Origin of the sequence: Bilifractor sp. LCP21S3_A7 (genome assembly GCF_052118825.1) — a bacterium.
Classification (GTDB): Bacteria; Bacillota; Clostridia; order Lachnospirales; family Lachnospiraceae; genus Bilifractor.
Map to the genome: position 1 here is coordinate 150,922 of NZ_JBQKGL010000001.1, position 23,624 is coordinate 174,545.

Annotated in this window: 19 protein-coding genes; 5 read left to right on the plus strand and 14 right to left on the minus strand. The window is 48.8% G+C overall.

From position 1 onward, the window contains the following. Positions 1-10: 10 nt before the first annotated feature. The 3 genes from ACTQ1O_RS00680 to ACTQ1O_RS00690 are packed head-to-tail and all read right to left on the minus strand — an operon-like array spanning position 11 to position 3,573. Positions 11-1,684 carry an extracellular solute-binding protein gene (locus ACTQ1O_RS00680; RefSeq protein ID WP_441485681.1) on the minus strand — a complete coding sequence of 558 codons (1,674 nt, stop codon included), beginning with the start codon at positions 1,682-1,684 and terminating at the stop codon, positions 11-13. A gap of 43 nt (positions 1,685-1,727) precedes the next feature. Continuing rightward, entirely contained in the window at positions 1,728-2,645 is a 918-nt protein-coding gene (locus ACTQ1O_RS00685) for a carbohydrate ABC transporter permease (protein ID WP_441485850.1), read from the minus strand. A gap of 13 nt (positions 2,646-2,658) precedes the next feature. Next, complete coding sequence (locus ACTQ1O_RS00690) at positions 2,659-3,573, minus strand: ABC transporter permease (RefSeq protein WP_441099495.1); 915 nt, start codon at positions 3,571-3,573, stop codon at positions 2,659-2,661. Between the two features lie 815 nt (positions 3,574-4,388). On the opposite strand from ACTQ1O_RS00690, the gene ACTQ1O_RS00695 reads away from it, so the two are divergent. Genes ACTQ1O_RS00695 through ACTQ1O_RS00705 form a run of 3 tightly spaced genes read left to right on the plus strand, consistent with a single transcriptional unit; the run spans position 4,389 to position 6,813 of the window. Continuing rightward, on the plus strand, positions 4,389-5,474 hold the full coding sequence (locus ACTQ1O_RS00695) for a LacI family DNA-binding transcriptional regulator (protein ID WP_441485682.1): 1,086 nt from the start codon (positions 4,389-4,391) through the stop codon (positions 5,472-5,474). Next, a complete protein-coding gene (locus ACTQ1O_RS00700; protein ID WP_441485683.1) occupies positions 5,471-6,184 on the plus strand; it encodes a YesL family protein in 714 nt (237 codons plus the stop codon). The genes ACTQ1O_RS00695 and ACTQ1O_RS00700 overlap by 4 nt, the downstream gene beginning before the upstream one ends. Continuing rightward, on the plus strand, positions 6,181-6,813 hold the full coding sequence (locus tag ACTQ1O_RS00705) for a hypothetical protein (protein WP_441485684.1): 633 nt from the start codon (positions 6,181-6,183) through the stop codon (positions 6,811-6,813). The genes ACTQ1O_RS00700 and ACTQ1O_RS00705 overlap by 4 nt, the downstream gene beginning before the upstream one ends. Before the next feature lie 3 nt (positions 6,814-6,816). Here ACTQ1O_RS00705 and codB read toward each other — a convergent pair whose 3' ends face one another. After that, positions 6,817-8,082 carry a cytosine permease gene (gene codB, locus ACTQ1O_RS00710; RefSeq protein ID WP_441485685.1) on the minus strand — a complete coding sequence of 422 codons (1,266 nt, stop codon included), beginning with the start codon at positions 8,080-8,082 and terminating at the stop codon, positions 6,817-6,819. A 73-nt stretch (positions 8,083-8,155) separates the two neighbouring features. Further along, a complete protein-coding gene (locus tag ACTQ1O_RS00715) occupies positions 8,156-9,238 on the minus strand; it encodes a hypothetical protein (protein ID WP_441474692.1) in 1,083 nt (360 codons plus the stop codon). A 539-nt stretch (positions 9,239-9,777) separates the two neighbouring features. Between ACTQ1O_RS00715 and trpS the strand changes: the two genes are divergently transcribed. Continuing rightward, the gene (gene trpS / locus ACTQ1O_RS00720) at positions 9,778-10,911 is read left to right on the plus strand and encodes a tryptophan--tRNA ligase (protein WP_441485686.1); all 1,134 of its coding nucleotides are present in this window, start codon (positions 9,778-9,780) and stop codon (positions 10,909-10,911) included. A gap of 326 nt (positions 10,912-11,237) precedes the next feature. Then, positions 11,238-12,605, plus strand: coding sequence for an MATE family efflux transporter (locus ACTQ1O_RS00725; protein ID WP_441485687.1), 1,368 nt, complete (start codon positions 11,238-11,240; stop codon positions 12,603-12,605). A gap of 104 nt (positions 12,606-12,709) precedes the next feature. On the opposite strand, the gene ACTQ1O_RS00730 is transcribed toward ACTQ1O_RS00725, so the two are convergent. The 9 genes from ACTQ1O_RS00730 to ACTQ1O_RS00770 form a co-directional block, all read right to left on the minus strand. Continuing rightward, positions 12,710-13,627, minus strand: coding sequence for a ketopantoate reductase family protein (locus tag ACTQ1O_RS00730; protein ID WP_441485688.1), 918 nt, complete (start codon positions 13,625-13,627; stop codon positions 12,710-12,712). Positions 13,628-13,681: 54 nt separating this feature from the next. Continuing rightward, positions 13,682-14,098 carry an EamA family transporter gene (locus tag ACTQ1O_RS00735; RefSeq protein ID WP_441485689.1) on the minus strand — a complete coding sequence of 139 codons (417 nt, stop codon included), beginning with the start codon at positions 14,096-14,098 and terminating at the stop codon, positions 13,682-13,684. 491 nt (positions 14,099-14,589) lie between these two features. Beyond that, positions 14,590-15,870, minus strand: a complete 1,281-nt coding sequence (locus ACTQ1O_RS00740) for a Gfo/Idh/MocA family protein (protein WP_441485690.1) — start codon at positions 15,868-15,870, stop codon at positions 14,590-14,592. A 63-nt stretch (positions 15,871-15,933) separates the two neighbouring features. Then, a complete protein-coding gene (locus tag ACTQ1O_RS00745; RefSeq protein WP_441485691.1) occupies positions 15,934-16,773 on the minus strand; it encodes a sugar phosphate isomerase/epimerase family protein in 840 nt (279 codons plus the stop codon). A 27-nt stretch (positions 16,774-16,800) separates the two neighbouring features. Beyond that, a complete protein-coding gene (locus ACTQ1O_RS00750; protein ID WP_441485692.1) occupies positions 16,801-17,874 on the minus strand; it encodes a Gfo/Idh/MocA family protein in 1,074 nt (357 codons plus the stop codon). Between the two features lie 165 nt (positions 17,875-18,039). Further along, positions 18,040-18,483, minus strand: a complete 444-nt coding sequence (locus tag ACTQ1O_RS00755; protein ID WP_441485693.1) for a C-glycoside deglycosidase beta subunit domain-containing protein — start codon at positions 18,481-18,483, stop codon at positions 18,040-18,042. A gap of 12 nt (positions 18,484-18,495) precedes the next feature. Beyond that, positions 18,496-19,368 carry a sugar phosphate isomerase/epimerase family protein gene (locus ACTQ1O_RS00760; protein WP_441099481.1) on the minus strand — a complete coding sequence of 291 codons (873 nt, stop codon included), beginning with the start codon at positions 19,366-19,368 and terminating at the stop codon, positions 18,496-18,498. Positions 19,369-19,558: 190 nt separating this feature from the next. After that, positions 19,559-20,950, minus strand: coding sequence for an MFS transporter (locus tag ACTQ1O_RS00765; RefSeq protein ID WP_441099480.1), 1,392 nt, complete (start codon positions 20,948-20,950; stop codon positions 19,559-19,561). Positions 20,951-21,229: 279 nt separating this feature from the next. Further along, the gene (locus ACTQ1O_RS00770; RefSeq protein WP_441485694.1) at positions 21,230-23,620 is read right to left on the minus strand and encodes a GH39 family glycosyl hydrolase; all 2,391 of its coding nucleotides are present in this window, start codon (positions 23,618-23,620) and stop codon (positions 21,230-21,232) included. Between the last annotated feature and the right edge of the window lie 4 nt (positions 23,621-23,624).

Genomic DNA, 23,624 nt, shown 5'->3' on the forward strand with positions numbered 1-23,624 from the left:
TCTGTCCTGCTTACTGGTCCAGATCATAGCGATCCAGATACTTCTGGAAAATGCCCAGATACTGCTTTAAGCCGTAGGCATCCAGCTTCTTCAGATACGAATTCCACTCGCTGTCAGTCAGACCATTCATGATCCAGTCGGATCTCCTTGCATTGATCTCCGTAGTGATGTCCGCTGTAAGATTCGAAAGCTGCTCGGTATCATCCTGATTCATGAACAGGTTCGGATATACGTACTTTCCGTGCATATCCGGTGTATAGATGTTCTTGATCCAGTCCAAACGGTACTGGGCGTCCGCAGGACAGGTTACATACTTGCCATAGTAATCATTCAGCACCGCAAGCGGTCCGCCGACACATTCTGCTTCTCTTACCTCTACCGGAGAATGATCGCCGAGATCCATATGCTTCAACATTGGCTGTCCGTCTGCATTCTTTGACATTTCAAAAATGTGGAACTCGCCCTTCTTGCCGTAGGTTCCCCAGTTATTCTGCGGAGACTGCATCGGCGCATACATCTGATCCAGCCAGCTGCAGACAAGAGCGGGCTTCTTTGCCAGCGCGGTAACCACACATCTGCCGCGGTCAAATCCACTTGTATACGATCCGTTCTGCGGTGTGATATTTCTGGTGTCCGCAGTCAGAGCCGGAAGCGGCTCCCAGTCCTCCAGATTATCGATGTTGGCAATATCCCAGGAGAAGCATACACCGTATCTTCCGGATTTTCCCTTGGATACATAAGTGGACCATTCCTGCGTGAAGCACTCCGGATCGATCAGGCCCTCCTTATAAAGCTTATGCAGCCATTCGATTCCCTTACGGTAACCGGACTGCGTCGCGGAGCAGATCACCTTCTTGTCGTCCGTGACCGCAATGTGGCGCCCTCTGTCTCCATCGCCGTATCCCTCTCCAAATCCGTTAATCAGAATCGCCGGATCCTGATCCCCGTCATTGATGATGAATGACATGGGAATGATACTTCCCTTAATATTGAAATGCTCCTGAAGATCCTTGGAATGGTCATGAAACGCTTTCAGGACCTCCTCGAATTCATCCACCGTAGTCGGCATCTTCAGCCCGAGGTAGTCCAGCCATTTCTTATTGATATAGCTCATATCACCGATGGTCTGAATGGCTTCCTTGCCCTCGCCGAGCTGTTCGATCCAGGGAAGCGCCCAGATATGGCCGTTCTCATCGGTACACATCGAACGGTATTCCGGATATTCGTCGAAGACCTTCTTCAGATTCGGCATATACTTGTCAATATAGTCCTCCAGCGGGATGATGACGCCCTGCGTTCCATAACGAAGAAGATCACTGTCTGAAAATCCCGCGGTAAAAATGAAATCCGGAAGTGTAGAATAATTGCTCATCTGAAGTGAGATCTTATCTGACCACTGATCGGATGAGATTGCCTTCCAGTTTACATGTACGTTTGTCTGTTTCTCCAGTCTCTCGAAGATCGCTCTCTTATTCGGATCCGATTCTGTGGCACTCGGATAGCTGGTCATGCCGCTGATCGTTTCCTTCTCCTTGAGCGGGAAAGTATAGGAAGCCGGCTCTTCCGCCTTATTTCTTGCCTCTTTATATCCAAAAAACAATTCACCGCAGCCGGTCAGCGATGTCGCCGCGATGGCCGCAGCAAGTGATGCGGCACATATTTTTTTCATCCACTTTTTAAACATTTCTCAGCCTTTCCGCAGATTCTGCTGTAACCCTATCTCAATATCAGCCCTTTACCGAACCGACCATGATACCCGCATCAAAATATTTCTGGAAGAACGGATACATGACGATCAGCGGCAGCGACGAAATAATAATGGTTGCATATTTTAACAGTTCTCCAAGCTGTGCTCTTGCCGCGGTGCTCTGAATATCCGCGATCATTCCCGACTGCGGCTGATTCTGAATCAGGATCGCACGAAGCACAAGCTGCAGCGGCTGCTTAGACGCCGTATTGATATAAATCATTGCGTCAAAATAGCTGTTCCACATGGCGACGAACTGCCAGAGAACCAGGACGGCGATCAGCGGCTTGCAGACCGGCAGAAGAATCCGGAAGAAATACTGCACCTCATTGGCACCGTCTACAGCAGCAGCCTCTCTCAGCTCCTTCGGAATGCCCTGATAATAGGTTCTGGCGATGATCATATTCCATACCGAGAAAGCGCCAGGAAGAATGACCGCCCAGATCGTGTCCAGAAGTCCGAGGTCACTGATTACCAGGTAGGTAGGGATCAGTCCGCCTCCAAAGAACATTGTGATGACAAAGATCACATTGAAGAATCCTCTTCCCTTCAGATCCTTCCGTGACATCGGATATGCCGCAAGCATGGTGACTGCAACCGAGATCAGCGTGAAAGCTACCGAATAGATGACCGCATTCAGGAAGCCGATCCAGATCTGTTTGTTCGTCAGTACCCTCTGATAGGCTGTCACCGTCCACTTCTTGAAGTTGAAGGTGATGCCCTGGTTCTGAAGCGTCACCGGATCCATAAAGGACGCGATCACGATATATATCATCGGAACGATAATCGCAATTACAAAAATTGCAAGAAATAGTCTGCTTATTATGATAAAGGCTTTGTCAGATCTCCCGTATCTGGAAAACGGATGCCTTCTGACCGCTGCATTGATTTCCGCCATTGCTTTTTCCTCCTCATATTCCCTGTCCGTCATTCATCTTCTCCACGATCTTATTGACCGCGATCAGAAGTATGACATTAATGATCGTATTGAACAGACCTACTGCTGTAGAGAAGCTGTAGTCTCCGTCGAGAAGTCCCTTCTTGTACACATAGGTTGCGATGATCTCCGCAGATTTCAGGTTCATATCCGTCTGCAGCGCATAAGCCTTCTCAAATCCGATGCTCATGATATTTCCTGCCTGAAGAATGAACTGAATCACAACCATATCCTTGATTGCCGGCCAGTCTACCACGCGGATCTGCTGCCAGATATTCGCTCCATCCAGAGCCGCTGCCTCACGCAGCTCCTGGCTTGCATTGGACAATGCCGCCGTGTACATGATGGAAGCCCACCCGGCTCCCTGCCAGATTCCGGAGATGATGTAAATCGGCCGGAACGCCTCCGGTATTGTCATGAAATTGATGCTGGTGTGGAGCAGGCCATTTACCGGTCCCGTTACAGAAAGAAGGATACGGACCATACCACAAAGTACGATGACCGACACGAAGTTCGGCATATACAGAACCGTCTGAATCTTCTTCCGGATGCCCGTGCGCTTGATCTGATTCAGGAATAACGCCAGGATGATCGGAATCGGGAATCCCCAGAGCAATCCGTATACACTCAGCTTCAGTGTATTTACCAGATAGCGGATGAAGTCCGGAGACTCCAGGAATCTCTTGAAATACTTCATGCCCACCCACTGGCTTCCAAAGATTCCCTTGATCGGGTTGAAATTCTGAAACGCGATCAGTATGCCTCCCATGGGCGCATACTTGAAAATCAGTGTAAGCAGAAATGCCGGTCCGAGAAAAATTACATAAAGCTGCCAGTGCTGCCTGAAATACAGGAGCCCTCTTCCTTTTCTTCTTGCTTTTTCCTCCATGCTTCCATACCTCCTCATAAATCATTGCATGTCAGATGCCTTGCTGATCTGTCACCCTGCTGTCTCGCCATATTGTTGTCCGGTTGCTCTGTTGACGGTTACTTTGTTGTCCGATTACTCTGTCGACGGGCTGCCCTGTTGACTGGCTGCTCTGTCGACTGGCTGCTCTGTCGACTGGCTGCTCTGTCGACTGGCTGCTCTGTTGTCCGGTCACTCTATATTGTTTTATCGCTCTGTCTTCGTTGTTCAATATAATTCCCGGGTGGTCATTTGTCAATTGTAAAATGTGCATTTGCACTATTTTTACACATGAAAATGAGTTTTTTGTAAAACTTATACAAGAATGGGCAGGCAAAACTGTGAACTTTTCCAGATGCTTTCCTCAGAATCCGGAAGAATGAAAAAAAAACCGTTTAAAGCCTCAGGATTACCCAAAATGACAGGCCGCCGGAGGGGTGAGCCTTTCTGTTTTCCCGCGCATAAAGCTCAGCGGTTCAGATATGCTGTTACAGACTACTTAAACATCTATAATGTAAAATATGCATTTTTACATTTGACAAATTATAATAAGGGCATTATATTATATTGTAGAAAGACTGAAATAGTTCATGTAAAACAGAAACACAGAATGCAACTATTGACAGAACGCAACTATTGACAGAACTCAGGAACAAAGCTGCAGACAGAAATTGAGAACAGCGCTGTAGAAAAACAGGGTCAGAGCTCATTACGGAAGGAAGATAATGCTTGAAGCTGTGAAAAAGCAGAGATTGTAAATGGAACTGCAGCCAGATAAAAAATGGAGTTGATAATATATGGAAAACAGAGTCACAATTCAGGACATTGCGGATTCGCTTGGATTATCAAGGAATACCGTTTCAAAAGCAATCAATAACACCGGAGTCCTCGCGGACAGCACCCGCCAGAAGATTCTCGCGCGGGCTATTGAAATGGGATACAAGCAGTTTTCCTACCTTGATCTCGACGCGGTACAGAACAGTCTTACCCCGCCCGCTCCCGCAAAAAATGAAATTGCGCTGATCACCACCTGGTTCTTGAACAGCTCTCATTTTTCCGCGATGATGCTCGATAAATTTCAGATGGAAATATCCAAGCGCGGATACTCCATGACTATGCATTTCGCCAGAGCAGAAGATATTGCAGCCCAGAGACTGCCCGCCTCTCTGCGCCTTGAAAACTGCGCGGCAATTATATGTATTGAAGTTTTTGACGCGTCCTACGCGAGATTTATCTGCCAGTCCGGTGTCCCGGTTCTTTTCGTTGACGCCCCTGCCGACCCCGGTGCAGACCCGCTTCCCGCCGACATTCTCACCATGAATAATGATGAAGGCATCAGTCAGTTCATTCACCTTATGAAGAAGCGCGGAATATGTGACATAGGATTTGCGGGAGAGGCCATGCATTGCCGTTCCTTTTTCGAGAGATTCATGGCATACCGCAACAGCATGTACCTGTGTTCCCTTCCGATCCATGAAGAATGGTGCATCACCGAGAAGCCGGATCCCGCCTCCGCTTCCGCGGGAATGAGTCCTGCGGAAGGTTACTTCTACAGCAAGCTGAAGGAATTCCGGAAAATACCGCGCGTTTTTGTGTGCGCCAATGACTTTGTGGCAATTGATCTGATGCACGCGCTGAATCATCTGGATCTCAGTGTCCCGGAGGATGTCATGATTCTGGGCTTCGACGACTCCGCAGAGTCCCTTCTGGTGACGCCGAAGCTTTCGACCGTGCATATACACAGTCAGATCATGGGATTTTCCGCCACTGACCTGATTCTGTCCCGGATCCAGAACCCGGCACTGAATTACCGCACCTGCGCCTGCGAGACCAATCTGATACTCAGAGAATCAACAGAGGGAAGACAGGAGGATCACGAATGAATCATTTCATCAATCCATATAACCCGGTCATGAATTTTCTCGGAAAACTGCTTGACTGCATACTTCTGAACCTGTTATGGATTCTGTGCAGTCTGCCGCTCTTCACGCTTGGAGCCTCGACCAGCGCACTCTATTACTGCACGCTTAAGCTTGCCAATGATTCCGGAATCTCTCTTCTTCAGGATTTTTTTCACTCCTTCCGCCAGAATTTCCGTGAGGGAACCAAACTGTCCTGTCTGATCATTCCGATTGCGATCGCGTTCTTTTTCTCCGGCCGTTTCTATCGCCAGCGCGCGATAAGCTCTCCTCTCTTCATGATCGGCTTCGGTCTGTATATTGTATTTCTGATTGTGTTCGCGATTATCGTTCTGTATGCGTTTCCGCTCCTTTCGCGCTATGACAATTCCTGGAAGGTCACCCTGAAGAACGCGTTTATGATCGGAATCCGTTATCCCGTGTGCACGATCGTAATGGCTGCCATTCATTTTGCGATTTACTTTATCGCCATCCGTTATTTTACACCGGTCATCTTTCTCGGTGAGGGCTTTGCTGCCTTTCTTTGTTCTTACCTTCTGAAACCGGTATTCCGAAAGCTCGAAAATCCGGAAAGATCTTCAGACACTGAAAAGACAGAAAACGCCCCCGGAAACAGATCCGGGGGCACCGACACCACACGTCAGGATAATTTCTTACACCGGGAGGAAAAATGAAGCTCAGAGAAACATTGCGCGGTATGGATCGCAGACAGAGAATCACTTACCTCTGGGATTATTACAAATGGCTTTTTATCCTCCTGATTATCGCGGGAGGAATTCTGATCTATTCGCTGACAACAGTCCTCACCAGAAAGAAAACCGTGCTCTCCGTCGCGCTTGTGAATGTTCAGGCGGACGACAGCATCCTCGACTCCATCACCGATCAGTTCCTGCAGATGGAACCGGAAGATTTTTCCGGCGGGACGGTAAAGTATGAACGGAATCTTCTGATCTCCGCCGATCCGGAGGACAGCACTCAGGACGGAAGCACAGGTTCCGTCACGGATAGCGGAGCGTCTTACACAGCTTCCGGCACGGATGGCGGAGCGTCTTATGAATACTCCTACGCATCCCAGATGAAGCTCCTGGCCATGATCACAGATAAAAAGCTGGACGTCGTCATCATGGATCAGCACACCCGTGATATTTTTCAGCGCCAGGATTATATGTCTGCGTGCGTCTCACTGGAAGGCACTTCTCTGTACCGGAAGGCAGGCTTTTCCGAACCTGTATACGCCGGGATCATCCGGAATACGCAGCGGCCGGAATCAGCAGAAAAATATCTGGAAATTCTTCAGCAATAATGCCTATGCCCTGCTCTTCCCCGAAGTGAAGTATCCGATCAGATAGATAATCGCCGCCACCGCCATTCCGGTGATCGACGGAATACCCGCGGTGATGATATTTGCTCCCAGCGCTCCCGCGACAACACCGATGACGGAGAACCAGTTAACGGCCTGGAAATCCCGAAAATCATCGGTGTAGTTTTTTCTGTGCAGGAAATAGTCCAGAATCAGGATCACTCCGATCGGCGGAAGGGTGCAGTTCAGGATATTGAGCCAGTGCGTAAAATTCCAGTAGAGCCATACGGCGGTCACCGTTCCGATGACGCCGGAGATCAGAACCATCGGTTTTTTCTTCTGTCCGAAGATGTTCGCGAGGCCGAGGCCGGCGGAGTAAAGCGCATTGTCATTCGTTGTCCAGATATTCAGACCAAGGACAAGAACTGCCAGATAAAACAGATTCAGGTTGATCATTACTTCGAAGATATCATTTCCTCCCACATAGATGGAAGAAACCGCGCCGAAGAAGAACATCAGTGAGTTCCCGATGAAGAAGGCGACAACCGTAGTAACGACACCCTGCCGGGCATTTCTGGCAAATCTTGAGAAGTTCGGTGTAGCTGTTCCACCGGATACAAAGGATCCGATTACCATCCCCGCTCCTCCGATCACTGTGAGCGTACCGCTTGACTTTGCGAACTGGCTGATCAGAGTCCCGTCGCCTCTCTGAACCGCGAGAATCATAGCCACTGTTCCAAGAATTGCCACAAGCGGAACCGCGATATAGCTGACGATTGTCAGAGACTTTATTCCAAAGTACGCCGAAGAAGTCATGCACGCGCCGGCCACGAGCACTAGAATCCACTCCGCAAGTCTGCTCCCGCCGAGCAGCTCATTTGCCACCGGGATGGCAAACATCGCGACACCGACACCGAACCAGCCGATCTGTGTGAAGCTGATCATCGCCGATGGAAGATAACTTCCCTTCAGTCCGAAGGCACGGCGGCTCATCAGATCCAGACTCATTCCGGTCTTAGCTCCGACGTATCCCAGAAGGCCCGTGTACACGGCAAGGATAGCTCCTCCGAGAAACAGCGAGCCGAGAAAGCCGTAAAAATCCAGCCCTTTCGCCATCTCCTGCCCGACCCACATGCTCGCCGAGAAAAAAGTAAAACCGAGCATAATCATGAACATTGTAATAAAGCTCTGTCTCCGATCAACCGGCACCGACTGCTCGGCATAGTCGATATCCACCGTAGTTTCCCGCTGCTTCTGATTCTTCCCTCTCATTCTCTCTCCCTCATGAACTCAAAAATAGAAAAATAAATCCATATGAAACTCCAGATGATATTCCCGGATACGCCTACAGAATGTATTTTCTTAAGGAATCTGTAAAATCGCGGATTCTCTCATCTGCGATTTCCCTGAGATCCGTCCTCTTCAGGCTCTCTATATACCCCAGTTCCTGCTGGTAGAGCCAATGTGTCACGCTCGGATTCAGGTGCCCGTAGTGACAGTCCAGAACCCAGTCCTCATAAGTGATCGGTGTCCCGTGGCCCAGCTTTTCTTCGAGAAGATCCTTCATCTGAATCCGATCTGCCCGATCCCGAATATCTCTCCAGAAGCCGAGCACCTCGTCCACGTGCTCATGAATCTCGTAACGGCGGGCTCCTCCGTCGTAGATGATACATTTTTCAAAAAGAGGGTCCCGCATGGAAAGCGTCACCCTGCGGAATTCCGGCGAAATAATGCCGTCCTTCCAGTAGAAATCAACATCAGGGATATTGACTCCGGATACGCCTCTGTCCTGATAGGTGCTGAAGATTCCCTCGTAGAAGACGCAGTAGAACCCCTCGAACGCAGGCCAGAACTCCCGGAATTTCTCCGTGAGCCTTTCCAGAATTTCGACAGCCTTCGTTCCACCAATCGTAAAGATGATGATATTTCGAAGTGCCGCGCCGCTCGCCCTGTAAAAATCCGTCACATATTCCAGGCACTGAATCAGCGTCTCCCCTGAAGCTATGATATCTCCGATCAGCAGTGTGCTGTCCGGCACCATGGTCAGCTTTGAATACTTGATCTTCAGGCCGGCAAGCTCTTCTTCATTGAAGACACGCTCACTCGACAAAAAGCTGATGTCATGAATCCTCACATGTTCCCGATAGCATGCCTCTTCAAGCGGGTAATTCAATGCTCCCCGCAGAATCGATAGTATATTCGCGCAGGATACCTTCCCGTTTTCTTTGAAATAATACATCATCTGCGATGTGGCAGGGAGCATGCACCTGTATACCTCATAGCCGACAATCTCCGGCGTATTCATCAGCTTCCTGGTCTCCGACTCTGAGACAATGTAATAATGATTCAGATAATCCTTGCCCTTCAGCTTATAGCAATCGACTCCCTGTTCCGAGAATTCCTTTTCGATATATAACCTGCTCTCCACGATAACAATTCCCCCTCAATCACTTTCCGTACGCAACGGTTTATGTGCAACTCGCGGTAAGCATCTCTCCTCATCCAACAGTTTGTATGCAGCTCGCGGTAAGCACCTCTCCGTATACATCTCTCTGTATCATCTGCTTCATCCAGACAAAAGCCGGACAAATTCTTTTCAATACTACCACAGAACAGACCGGAATTCATCAACTTTAAAAAATAAAACAGAATAAAACAGAATCGCAAAAACAAAATCGCCCACACGCAAATCCCCTGTGAATTCTCCTCTGCCTGTTGACCAGAACCGGAACGCTGCCCGGATTTCGCCTGATCGCCTCCGGAACGAACAATTCATTTCAAATTTCCTTTTTTTATGCTATAGTTGTATAAGTCGGGCAAGAAGGTTGCCCGGGTCTGCACAGTGCAATCCAGCCTGCAATTCCGACTGCAATTCCGACTGTATTTCAGCCTGCATTTCGGATCGCGTTTGAGACTGCACTTTATTTTGCAATTTAAATTTTTTCTGATAAATATATGGGAGGAAGTATGGAAGCAAAAGACTGTAAAAGGAAAGTAATTCTGACCGGAGATCGCCCGACAGGCCGTCTTCATCTCGGTCATTATGTGGGGTCACTGAAGAGAAGGGTACAGCTGCAGAACTCCGGGAAGTTTGATGAAATTAATATTCTGATCGCCGATGATCAGGCGCTCACCGACAACTGGGACAACCCACAGAAGATCCGCGACAACATCATTGAGGTTGCTCTGGACTATCTGTCCGTCGGCATTGATCCCGAAAAATCCATCATCTGCATTCAGTCCGGTATCCCGGCTCTCCATGCGCTGACTTTCTACTACATGAATCTTGTAACCACCCAGAGACTGAGCCGCAATCCCACGGTAAAGAACGAAATGACCCTGAGAGGCTTCTCCAGTTCCGAAGGCGTGAACAACAATGAGGCGGGACTTCCCGCCGGCTTCTTCACCTATCCTGTATCTCAGGCTGCGGACATCACTGCCTTCAAGGCAACCACTGTTCCTGCCGGAGAAGACCAGGAGCCGATGCTGGAGCAGACACGCGAGATTGTCCGCAAGTTCAATACGACATATAGCCGGGATGTTCTGGTGGAGCCTGACATTCTTCTGCCGGAAAATGAAACCCAGAGACGGCTTCCCGGTACCGACGGCACCGCCAAAATGTCGAAATCGCTCGGCAACTGCATCTATCTGTCTGATGATCCGAAGACGGTCAAGACAAAGGTCATGGGAATGTATACCGACCCTCAGCACCTGAACATCGCCGATCCCGGACATGTAGAGGGCAACGCTGTGTTTACCTATCTGGACGCATTCTGCACAGATGAGCAGTTTGCCGAATACCTTCCGGAGTACGCAAATCTGGAAGAGATGAAAGATCATTACAGAAGAGGCGGCCTTGGTGATGTGAAATGCAAGAAGTTCCTGATCAAGGTACTGGAAGAAATGCTCACACCGATCCGCGCGGAAAGAGCCAGATGGGCAGCCGATATTCCCGAGGTGTACAACATACTCCGGAAAGGAACGGAACATGCAGCGGAAGAGACAAACCGGACACTCGAAGAGGTTCGCGACGCGATGCGAATCAATTATTTTGATGATGATGCCATAATCGGTGACTGGGAAGCCTGGATCAATCACTGAACCGGGGCATACCGTATAGAATCCCGGGTTAATCACTGAACCGGGGCATAAGTCACAGAACGAGATAAAACACGCTGCGCGTGTTTTATCTCGCTATCGCGACGCTCGCCGCACACGAATACTTCGCATTCGGCTGCGGCTCACTGTTCGCGTAAATTCTGATTCGTCCGGACCAGACGCCAGGTGCGCCAGGGGGCCGGACGAATTTTTATTCTGCGTTTCTGATGAACGCGAGCTGTGCAGCGAAGAACCGGGGAAAAACTGAGGAAAAAGAACGGAAGAAAAGAACCGGAAAAAGACTGAGAAAGATAAAGAGGTAATATGAAATGCCATCGCCGTCGATGAAAAAGGGTCTGTTCTCTGACCCGTTATTTAACCGGAAGCTGGTGTCTCTCGCTGTCCCGATTGCTCTGCAGAGCCTGATGCTGGCAGCGGTTGCGGCTGCGGACGCCATTATGCTGGGCAGGCTGAATCAGAACTCCATGGCAGCGGTATCGCTTGCAACACAGATTCAGTTCGTAATGAACATGTTTCTAAGCTCTGTGGTATCGGCAGGATCCATTCTCGGTTCCCAGTACTGGGGCAAACAGGACCTCCTGAGTCTGCACGATATCTTCAATCTCATGCTTCGTCTTTCTTTTCTGATTGATCTTCTGTTCGGTCTGCTCTGCATCCTGACTCCAGGTTTTCTGATGGCCTTTTTCACCAACGACCCGACACTTTCGGAGATCGGTGTCTCTTATCTCAGGATCGCCGGCTGGTCTTACCTGCTGACCGGTATCTCGCAGTGCTACCTGACCATCATGAAGCTCACAGGCCACGCGAACCGGACAGCGCTCATCTCATCAAGTGCCGTTATCCTGAATATTGTCCTGAACACGATATTCATCTTCGGCCTGATCGGGTTCCCGGAGATGGGCGCAAGGGGAGCCGCGCTCGCCACGCTGATCTCCAGAATCGTCGAGCTGGCATGGGCTGCGGGGTCCTCGCTTCAGAAGGGCTTTGTCCGCCCGGATCTTACGAGGCTTTTTCACCGCAACCGCCTGCTGGGATCGGATTTCCGGAAAATCAGCCTGCCGCTTCTCGGAGCCTCCCTTCTGTGGGGAATCGGTTTTACCTCATATTCCGCCATTATGGGGCATCTCGGTCAGAATGCCGCTGCCGCCAACTCCGTTGCCGCAGTGGTACGGGATCTTACCTGCTGTATGTGCAACGGTATCGCGAATGCCGGATCCATCCTTCTCGGGAATCAACTCGGTCAGGGGAATCTGGACATGGCGAAAATCTATGGACAACGGCTGATGAAGCTTTCCTTCCTCATTGGATTTATCACGACCGCGGTCGTTCTTGCAGTGATTCATCCGGTATTGCTTTTCTACCGGCTGACTCCCAATGCAAGAACATTATGTGCCGGCATGCTTGCTATTACCTCATTTTATATGATCGGCCGATGTGTGAACACAGTCGTAATCAATGGTATCTTCGACGCGGGAGGAGATACGAAATTCGATGTCTACTCCCTCATTGTCGTCATGTGGGGAATTGCCATTCCGGTCGCGCTATGCGGAGCCTTCCTGTTTCACTGGCCGGTTCTTCTGGTCTACGCCTGCACCTGCCTCGATGAGGTTGGAAAAATTCCATGGGTCATTCACCACTTTCACAAATACCGCTGGCTGCGCAATCTCACCCGCTAACGGCTCCGGAAAGCTTTTACCGCCACTACTTCATATACTGCCGCCGGAAAGCCTTTTCGCCACTACTTCATATACTGCCGCCGGAAAGCCTTTCCAGCGCTTCTTCATATGCCGGCACCGGATAGCTTTTCCGCCACTTTTTCATATGCCGGAGCGTCCACCTTGAGGCGACGGGCGTTCCGGACGACCTCAAAGATCAATCCGTCAATTTCGGAAGCCTTTCCGCAGGCGACATCTTTCTGAAGCGATGTTGTCATATCCGGTTTCAGGCTGTCCAGAATATGCAGATTTCTTTTCACAATGTCTTCCGTAAAGACAATTCCCTCTTTTTCCGCGATCCTTCCGATTTCGCGGACAAGCTCACAGAAGAAGTCACGATATATCCCCTCTTTCTGCATCGCCCCCGCGCTGACTCCGAAATAAAGGCCGCATGCTCCCTGCGGTGAGACATAAGAAAACTTCAGCAGCGCGTCTCTTTGGATGTTGTCGCTGAATCCGCCCCCGATTCCGCATTTTGCAAGATCTTTTTCTACCTCACGAAGAGCCGGACGGAATTCCGAGGAATCCCGCACACCAAAGACAACCCGCAGTATATCACCGCTCATCAGTATTTCACCAGGACTGCGGAGCTGGGAGGCGACATAAATACAGCCATCCGTTACCAGAATGCCGGGAAGCTGCTTCTGCATGACTGCCCCGGTTCCATAGATATTCAGGATCGGGATGACGATACTGTCCTTGCCGGCAATTCTCCGCAGAAACGGATACAGAGATTCCAGAGAATATCCCTTCACACAGACAAAAATCACGTCCGGATGATCCGTATACTCTTCCATTGTGCAGGCCTTAACTGGTTTCAGTGTGAATTCGTCGTCCGTCCGTATCACACGAAGACCATTATCCTTCATTGCTCGCAGATGTGCGCCTCTGGCAATGAAGGTCACATCCATTCCTCCGCGAGCCAGATACGCGCCCAGTGCGCCTCCGGTGCCTCCCGCACCGATTACAAGATATTTTCTCATTCCCTCCTCCTTCTGATTCAAACCTCTGGCTGTCATTCTCCTCCTGTCTTCTGTTTACGCGATGACCATGAGCAGTGTGCCGGCGCCGATCAGCACGCATCCGATCACAGATTTCACGGTAACCTGCTCGTGTAGAAACAGAAACGCCATGACAAGGGTGATCACAACGCTCAGCTTATCAACCGGTACTACCTTTGAAGCATCTCCGATCTGGAGCGCTCTGTAATAGCACAGCCAGGATGCTCCTGTCGCAAGACCGGACAGAATCAGAAAGATCCAGCTTCTTCTGCTGATGGAGGCGACACCGCCCTGCACATTTGTCAGAAAAACCATTCCCCAGGACATGATGACGACCACAACCGTTCGAATTGCCGTAGCCAGCGTTGAATTCACGCCCTCAATACCGACCTTGGCAAGTATTGAGGTCAATGCCGCGAAGACCGACGAACCAATTGCAAACCATAGCCACATACTATTCTCCTTTCCCCTCATTTAAGGATAAAACAAAATCCACGCCTTTTTTATTATACCATATTAAGTAACTCCCATACGATACATTACGGCTGTACTTATACAGTACACACCCATATGATACTTCGTGCCACAAACTGTATAAGTCCCCGCGTCACTTCGCTGCTTCGCAGCTTCCGTGCCGCTAACAGGTGACCGACTTTGTCGGTCTGTCGCGGCGTTCGCCCCACCGCTTCACACTTTATGTGAGCGGATGTGGCTCACTGCCCGCGCATATTCGCACTTCCGTGCCGCTTACGCGTCACTTCGTGGCTCATACCTGTTGTCGTCGCTAATGTTCTTGCCCACTGGTGAGCAAGCTCCCCGTGGGCCAAGAACATTGCGACTGGACTTATACAGTACAATAATCCCCGGCGGATAAATCCGCCGGGGATTTGGTATACTTATTTCATGCCTGAAAATGACAGTTTCTGTCTTCAGCACATGCCATTTTATTCTGGTTTATAGTCGTCAAAATCATACCTGATTGTTCCAAAAGGTGTCTCCTGCTCGCGAAGCGCGATGGATTTTGACATTGCCTTGATTTCATCTGCAGTCACGCTGCGTCCGAGCTCGCTGGAGAGCACAACACCTTCGGAAAGAAAGGCAGTCTGCATTGCGATATACGGAGAGTCAACACGTGTCTCGTCAGTAAGTTCGCCGCGAAGATAAGAATACCACTGCAGCTGGTTATCATTGTACTTCTCCATCTCAGGATTCAGAGCGACCTCCTGCATGCCCGAGATATCACCGATCGCACATTCGATTTTATTGTCGAACAACACGCCATCCCCATCTACGCCGAACCACTCAAGCCTCGGCTTCTGGAGAGCACCTCCTCCTACGATGGATCCTCCTTCCGGAACCGCCAGCGGCCCTCCGGTGGTATCAACATCCGTAAATTTCAGTCCGCCAAGAGAACCCGCAATGAAGCTTGTGCCGATTTCGTCCATGTGTATCGCCCAGTCCTCATAGATATCCATTGAAATTCCGCCCTTGAACCGCGCCATTCCAACGCCAAGATCCTCGATCGGGGTATGGCAGTTTACCGCATTGTCAATGCGCGCATCTCTCCAGTAGGAACAGCTCTGTACACCGTACACGCTCTCCAGTTCCGGCATTCCAAGCACGTACAGCATCTGTGCCAGATGATAGATTCCCAGATCAAACAGAGGTCCATGAACACCGATCTTTGGATCAATAAAGTCATGACTGAAAAACGGCATGTCATAACCCGGCCTGCCCTGTCTCCTGTGACCAACGCTTCTTACATGGTATACATCTCCCAGTTTGCCCTCCGCAATCATTTTTTTTGCGATACGGGTCTGCGGGTTGTAGATAGAGCTGATCTGAACAGCAAGCTTCTGTCCATACTTTTTCTGCGCATCGTAAAGAATTTTTGCATCAGCATAGCTTGCCGCCATCGGTTTCTCCGAATAGCAGGGATAACCCGCTGCCATGACTGCTGTCGCAACAGATGTGTGCAGATTGTTATGTACACAGACCTCAACCTCATCAATGTCGTCTCTCTTCAGCATCTCCCGGAAATCCGTATAAAGCCGGTCTTCCGGAAGGCCATATTTCCTGCCGAAGGCTTCCACCTTCTCCTTTACAATATCACATGCTGCAACTACGGTGAGGTTCTGACCTCTTTTCTTCAGATTATTGATCACGGTCATATGCCTGTCGGAGATCATTCCGGTTCCGATGATGGCAATTCTGATTTCCTTCATGTTTTGTCCTTTCATTTGAATAATTACTTCTTTCGTCTTCTGCTCAAGGTTCACCCAAGCTGCTTACCAGCCGAGAATTCTGAGGTATTCACGGCTTCTTCTCGCGCACTCCAGCGGATCCATGTCATAATGCTCATCCTGTTCTACAACAGCCCATCCTGTATTTGCACGGAGCGCAGCATCCAGAATCGGCTCCCAGATCATCTGGCCAAATCCGACCGGACGGAACCCGAAGTAACCCTCATCCTCTCCGGACTCCTCCTGATCGATCCCGATCAGCTTGTACATATTTTTCACTTCGCCGCGCTTGATGTAATCCTTCAGATGAATGACCGGCAGACGGTCGGTGTATTTCTTAATAAACTCTGTGACCTTACCGGTCGCGACGTCACACCAGCAGGTATCAAGCTCACTCATCAGATGATCATGCGGAATTGCCTCGAACATCGCGTCATATCCCCATCTTCCATCCGGAAGTTTCACAAACTCGAAATCATGATTGTGATACAGGAAAGTCATACCCGCCTGATGGATTCTCTCCCCTACCTTATTCAGCAGAGGGAGAAACTTCTGAAATCCCTCCGGGTTTACCGGCCGATATTCCTCCGCCATATAAGGCATCACCAGATATTTTACTCCGATTTCCGAATAATCCGCGATCACACGATCCAGATCTTCTACCATGTCCGCGAATGGTACGTGCGCTGAAATCGGAACCAGACCCACCTCTTTCAGGATTTCTCTGACATCCGCAGGCTTCAGTCCGTAAAGTCCGGCCAGTTCTACACCGTCATAACCATAATCTTTGATCTTCTGCATTACATTCCTGAAATTTTCCGGATCCTCCTCCAGAAGATCTCTCAATCCATAAACCTGTACAGCAATAGGAATCTTTCTGTCCATCGTATCTACCTCACTTAATCTTAACTTTTATTCAAAATCAACGGACTTTCCGGTGCGTCCGGATTCTCTGACCGCATCCATAAGTTTCAGCACGCGGCGCACCTCCGGTATTTTTACAAATGCTTCCTCCTCGCCGTGATAGTAACGGATGTAATGCTCAAAATAATTTCTGTGGCTCGTATGCACCTCCGGAAGCGGCTCCGTTACAATGGTTCCTTCCGGTGCAGGTCCGAACGATCTTGTCGGCCCTGCGGCAGTCATCGTTCTCTTTCCTCCGACATTTGTCAGAAGATGGGTGGTGCGCACAATCTTTCCCTCCGGGAAGAATCCGTCCACATACGCGGTACCCTTGTTTCCGGCGACAAACCAGTGCCGCTCGAACCATTTATCCGCGGTCTTATCCGCCAGGTAATATGTCCCCAGTTCAACCGTTGCCGTTACTCCGTTATCAAAGCGCAGCATGATCTGAAAATAATCATCCACCTCTTTATTGATGACATTCCTGATATCCGCAAACACAGATTTCAGCTTTGCGCCAGGGAACATCCAGCAGACCTGATCAAGAAGATGAACACCCCAGTCATACAGCATCCCGCCGCCTTCACTTTTAAATATGTGCCAGTCATGCATATTCCCATTAAAGCCGTACAGCTGATTCTTGATCGCATACACATTTCCAAGTGTGCCGGAATCGTACACTTCTTTTGCCGTGCGGAAATCCGGATCAAACCTTCTCTGCTGATGAACCGTGAACCGGACACCGTTTTCCTTAACTGCCGCTTCCATGTCATCCAGCTCCGCCAGACTCATTGCCACCGGTTTTTCACAAATAATATCTTTGTGCGCTTTAGCTGCCTGAATGACAAGATCGTGATGCTGATTATTATTTGCCGCAATAATAACCACATCTACCTCCGGATCTGCCAGCAATTCTTCATTGCTGCCGTATCTCTTCAGTCCTTCTCCGACATCTTTCAGCTGCTCCGGATCCTTGTCCGCGAATCCAACAAGACGGATCCCCGGAAAGTTTGTCAGCATTTTCTCATGCTCATGCCCCATAAAGCCATGGCCGATAATCGCAATTCTGATATCCTCTGACATATCTTCCTCCTGTCTGATCTGATCTCACACCCTGTCAGATCTGTGTACTTTCGTTCTCTATCGTATCTGATTGATCTGTCTGTTCTGAAAAATCTGTTCCCTCTCATTTATCTGGTCTGAGAATCTATTGCCTCTCATTTATCTGATCTGAGAATCTGCTGCGTCTCATACAATCAGAAGATGCCGTTCATTCACATGATGTCCGAACTCGGGCATATATACCATGCTTTCCTGATCCGGATCCAGATTGGCCTGTATGATCGGCGGCATATAAGAAGAGGTAAAGCAGAAGCCATACTTCAGATCATGATAGCCCTGTGCGAGACCCCCTTCCTTCTTTACCTTCAGTACTGCCGGCTTTGTCACCGACCAGTGCACCTGGAAATTTGTCCGCATCTCCTCATTTGTATACTCTTCTCCGTTGATCACCCAAGTGATACGATCCTTTTCGATCTTCTCCCCATCAATGAACAATGTTCCCGGCCGGATCTGAGAGAGAAAAATTCCTCTGTAATACGGAAGCCGAACCTTAAACTGAAAGCCTGTCGTCTTACCTTCTGCATCTTTAATATTTCTGAATCCAACGGACTGAATTACATGCTTTTCCATCTCTGCACCTCCTTAGTCTCCGAGAAGATTTTTCAGCATGATGTGCTGTTTTCTCAGTGTCTGTCCAACCTCATATCCCTCTTCGTATTTATCAGCGCCTTCATATTCGCTCAGAAGATATCCGTCATATCCATTTTCGGTCATCACCTTGATGATCTCCGGATACGGAATCGTTGTCTCCTCAAAATCATCGCTCATATGAATAAACTTTGCATGGCAGCAGTAGATATATGGGAGCAGCGGAATAATGTCCTCCGGTTTGTTCGGCGTGTAATTTGGATCTCTCCATTCTCCCTCCGCAAATGTAGTGCGGAATACCGAAAAATCAATATTGAGTCCGAAGTTCTTTGTTCCCGTCTCCTTGATGAAATCTACAAAATCCGTCACAAGCTTTCCCTTCAGATTCGATGGATTATGTATCTCCGGGCACATTTTAATATTTAGTTCCTCTGCCAGAGGAAGTGCTCCCTTGATGATTTCTCTCCAGTTCAGAACAGGCTCCAGAAGATCATTGATTACCGGCATCTTGGTACGCATTACCGTAAAACCAAGGCGGTGTGCCAGACGGATGTCACGCTTGAGCATTTCCACGGCTTCTTCTGTGGTAAGATCTCTGTCTCCCAGGACATGCGAATCAATCCAGTTTCCATACTCAACCGGAATGATTTCGTACTTATCGCAAAGCCGGAACCAGTTTTCCACCCACTCATCCGTCGGATAGGGATAATTCTCAATATGTGTATTTGCCAGAATTTCGATACCATGCGCACCCATGTCATGCACATCCTCGAAGCAATCCTCCAGTGTCTTTGTGAGACCGAATTCCGCCGAATAGCTGTATAGTGCCACTCCACGTTTTGGCCCTTTTTTATTGTATGTATACATAATTGTCCTCCTTCATCCAATTAATTATATCTGCAATAATTCTATGTGTATTGTTAGTATTGCGGTCTCTGCCCCGCTTGCGGGGCAGACTGATTTACGCGAACAGTGAGCCGCAGCCGAATGCGAAGTATTCGTGTGCGGCGAGCGTCGCGATAACGAGATAAAACTCGCGCAGCGTGTTTTATCTCGTTCACTGCATCGTCTTGCCGCTATCCTCTGCTGCATGTCTTGCCATCAATCTCTCGCGAATGCCGTCCGCATCCTTATCGCTCATGTTCCAGAGCAGGCAGAGCAGACATGCGACAATATAAAGAATGGCAGGGATCAGATTCACTGTAATGTTAATACCTCTCTGTGCTGCCGGTGTCTGCTGTGTATTTGCCACATATCCGAACGCACCCATGATCACGACTCCCGCAGCTCCGCCGATTGCGTTACCGATTTTTGTTGCCAGTCCATAGGTCGCGTAAGCGGTTCCGTCTGTGCGGACTCCGGTTTTTTCCTCCATATAGTCGACAGAATCCGCTACCATGGACAGCGACATCGGCATTCCGACATTAAACAGGCCGAAGATCACATCGCCGAGGATAACCATCGGCATATTGTTGTATGGTGCAAAGAACATGACCAGAAGTCCGATTACCTGCACCGCCATCGAATACATCAGAACATTTCTCTTTCCGATCTTTTTTGCGATGGGAGGCACAAACAGGGAGCCGACGATTCCCAGCAGTGTCGGGAGCGTCATGATCAGAGAGATCATCGTGAATGAACCGAGATCATAGATAACCCAGAAGGCGCATACAGCGATCCGGCCCATGAAAGCGGTCATCTGGACAACCATGACGGCGCTGATGATCATCAGATATTTGTTGGTCACAAGATTACGGATGGTTTCCTTAAACGTAATCTTCCGATTCATTGTGGATGCCAGCGGCTTTACATTCTCTCTCGAGGTAAAAAATACAATCAGGAACAGCGGTACAGAGATAATACCATAGACAATTACCGTTCCGAGGTAACCTCTCGCATCCGCAACCTCAGCCCCCTTTGCAGAGAATGCCAGAAGCAGGACCGGTGAGAGAGCGTTGACGATTGCCATTCCCGCGTTCATTCCGATATTTCTCGAGGTATTAATCTGGTTACGCTGATTGGAATCCTCGGACATAACGGCAGCAAGCGCGCCATAAGGAATATTGGTCAGCGTGTAAATCATACCAGCAGCGATATACATGGCCGCGGCCCAGATAACGCCTGCCTTGCTCGATCCTCCAAACGGATTTGTGAATGTCAGGATAGAGAAAATCGCCAGGAACGGGCATCCAAAGGCGATATACGGCCGGAATCTTCCCCATTTCGACTTTGTGCGCTCTGCGATTGCTCCCATCATCGGGTCATTTACCGCATCCCAGATTCTTGCAATAATCATAATTGCAGAGACCGCCAACGGAGTCAGCCCCACGATATCCGTATAAAAAATTGTCAGATATGAACCGACAAACGTCCACACAAACTGTGACGCCAGATCGCCAAACCCATAACAGATTACAGCGGCCTTTGAGGCTCTGAGTTTATTTTCCATATTATTATCCTCACTTACTTCATCGAATAATCTGATTTCTGAATACCTCAGAAAAAAGTTGCACTGCGAATGAATCATCTGAAAAAGGCCGGTCTTTCACGCTGATGTTTTATCTGCACATCAGCTTTTATGATTACAGTTTACCTGAATCCTTGTCTGTAAGCTTTCCTTATCCTCACATTTTTCATGCATTTACTTGCATCAATCACGCGCAGAAAAAAGGCCGTGCAAGAAATGATCATCATCTCTTGCACGGCCTTTTTATCGGCAAACCGCATCTCAGTTTTTTCTTCTGCGATAGATATGCATCAGAACAACCTCCTGAACATCCAGTTCTACCGTAATTTTCAGAGTACCCTCCGTGTCCGTACTCCCTCTTTCCAGTTCTATCTCCGGGATGCTCACTGCCTGAAGATATTTGATTTCCTCTCTCGTCAGATCACTCTCAAATCCCAGATGCCTCCACTTATCCATGAGACTGCCGCTGCTTGTATTCAGACGGCGGTTTTTGATTGCATACACTCCGGATGGGTCCATGTGCAGCAGGTTCAGTTCAATCTTCAGAGGTTTCTCATCCTCAAAACGAATCTTCCGGACCTCATCAAGATTCACCTGTTCATCTCCGGGGATCATTTCCTTTCGAAACCATGAAAAATGATGAAACAGGACAATCAGTTCATTTTTCTCATTTCTGGTGATGATATAATTCTTACCTCGTGAAAGAAACTGAGGGCCCAATTCGTTCAAAAAGGCAAGCACAAAGAAAGCCGGCTTCCGGATCGTATCTTTTGTGAGAAGCCCGACACCTCCGTTAATCACTCTGTTCGTATCATAATAAATGCTGACCCAATCCGTTCCTCCCATGACACACAGCAAGTCCGTTTTGCCCCACAAATCAATAACCCCCGCTGCGAGATACGCAGAACGAAAGCAGGAATCATTGAGAAAATTGCGATTCGCGATCGTGTTATTCCATTCCGTAATATAAAGCTTCCGGTCACCGATTCCGCAATCCTGCATCATCTGCCGTATCCGGAGTACCTGCTCCACTTCCATATCCGGGTTTGCAGTCAGATAAGGCGCACTTCCCTTATTCTCATAAGGGAAAAGAAGAAATGACGCGAAATCGGGAACGCAATGACCCTCCACACATTTTCCGTAAAATTCAGTATTAAACGCGATATCGTTGTCAATGACCGAGGAGATGCCTCCGATCTCAGCCTCCGGTATGGATGATCTGATGAGCCCATACAGGGTTTTCCATGCCTCGAAAAAATCATAATGCAAATCCTGATACAGCGCAGATCTTTCCTGATGAAAGCCATCGTATGAAAGCTCAAAAATCCACTTTGAAACCTCCTGCTGGCCGTACCGGTTTACAATATTATCGATAAATGAGGACAGAATATCCTCCCAGATCTCTCTCGATTCAAAAAGAATATATTCCTCATTATAATAGACCGTTTCTCCGCCGGTTCGGATAGCGGTATCCGGTCTTCTGCCAAAATCCAGAAACGGACGCAGATGATTCTTTACCAGAAAATCAAGGGCCTGATTGATAATATCAAAATTATACTGTCCAAGACTTTTTCCGTCAGACACCTGTGTCTTTACCGAGAAAATATTCCACAGCCGTATGATCGAAAAGTGAAGATGTTCCTGAAGATACAGGACATGAAACTGGATATTCGCATTTGTCATGCTGTACAGGGATCCTATGTTGACAGCCTTATCCCATACCCGTTCATACTCTTCCGGAATCACCTCCGTCTGGTCCAACGAAATATGGCACTTCCGTTCCCCGCTGCTCTCCTGATATCCCTTTTCCAGAAGCTTCTGCCGGATTTCCTGTTCTTCCTCTATCTGATGCTTTTCATCTTTTCTGGCGTTCTCTCTGTTTCTGTCACGATATTCCGAAGGTGACATATGCATGATCTTTCGAAAAGCCCTGCTGAAGGATGCAGAATTGGAAAAGCCGCAGTTCATGGCAATCTGCGTCAGATTCTGATCCGAATAATTCAGCAGTCTCAGAGACGACCTCACCCGCAGCTGCATGACATAATCCGCAAAATAGACACCCGTCTTTTTCCTGAATATTCTCGACAGGGTAGACGCTGAAACATACATCTGCTCCGCAAGCGCGGACAGGTTAACCTCCTCATTGATGTGGCTGATGATATACTGCATCATCTGCTGCATCCTTACATCTGACTCTCCTTCCTTCAGACCGTCATTGCTCTGGCGGACAGAATAGTTCTCAATCAGATGATCCAGCAGCTTAAGCAGAAGGCTTGCCTTCCGGGCATCTGTCTGGTGTCTGCGGTAAGTATAATCAGCCGTAAGGTCAATAAGAATCTCACGAATGTCCTGGTAGGAATGAAGGGTGTCATTGACCGAATCCGCGTACAGGCTCAGTGTTCTGCCTCCCATGATCTGTGCGGTAAGAGAAGCAGAGTAGGAAGCCACACCATACAGCGCGCTGTGCGCATGATCCATTACATATTCTGTGCCGGGATTTATCAGCAGAATATCATCCCGGCACATGTGAATTTCCTCTCCATAATACCGTACCGTCATTTCCCCATCCAGGAGAAACAGAATCAGCAGATCCGTCTGAAGATCCTCCTCTCCCTCCCGGGCTTTCCGTACAGTATAATCAAGATAGTTCAATTGA